The sequence below is a fragment of the Clostridium sp. AF29-8BH genome, assembly GCF_003478145.1.
Lineage (GTDB): Bacteria > Bacillota > Clostridia > Lachnospirales > Lachnospiraceae > Otoolea > Otoolea fessa.
Genome location: NZ_QUEL01000065.1, coordinates 1 through 726, shown reverse-complemented (window position 1 = coordinate 726; position 726 = coordinate 1). Strand labels below are relative to the sequence as shown.

Genomic DNA, 726 nt, shown 5'->3' with positions numbered 1-726 from the left:
CGCCTTATACAGATATTCACGCAGAAAGGAGAGAGTATATCTGTGTTAAATTATAAGCTCAGTACCTTTTTAGAGCTCTGTGAAACGAAAAATTATACCAAAACCGCTGAAAAGCTTCATATGACTCAACCAGCCGTAACTCAGCACATCAAATATCTGGAACAGTATTACGGAACAAAACTATTTTATTATGATGAGAAAAAAAGACTTCACCTAACCGATCAAGGACGTCTCCTCCGCTCATATGCCCAATCTGTACAGGCTGATTCAGAAATCATAAAAAACCGGCTTTCTGTCCCCATCAACGAACCTGACGTTTTCAAACTAGGTTCCCTGACCGGATTCGGAGAAACATTTGCTGCAAAAGTAATGGGAAAATATCTGGACAAATACCCTGAAAAAAAGGTCAGCATCTATATGGGAGAATCTGATGACTTGTTAGTTCAATTAGCAAACGGAAGAATCCAGGCTTGTATTGTGGATACTTACTGTCCACCGGAAGAATATGAATGCCACGAATTATTCGAGTCTGAAATCATCTGCATCTGCGCTCCCACTCATCCGCTGGCCGGAAAAACCGTAGATTTTAAAGAATTACATCCCTATCGGTTGATTTTCAGAGAAGAAGGTTCAAAATCCTATCTCAATCTGCGTTCTATTCTTCACGGTTACAATCAGGACATACATAATTTCGCCTCTTTTGTAGAAGTCGGAACCATCAATACC

At 40.1% G+C, this 726-nt stretch carries 1 protein-coding gene; it reads left to right on the top strand.

The annotated features are described in order from the left end of the window. Positions 1 to 42: 42 nt before the first annotated feature. Positions 43 to 726, top strand: a 684-nt coding sequence (locus DWZ16_RS15295; protein ID WP_147353446.1) for a LysR family transcriptional regulator, incomplete at its 3' end; no start/stop codon positions are given.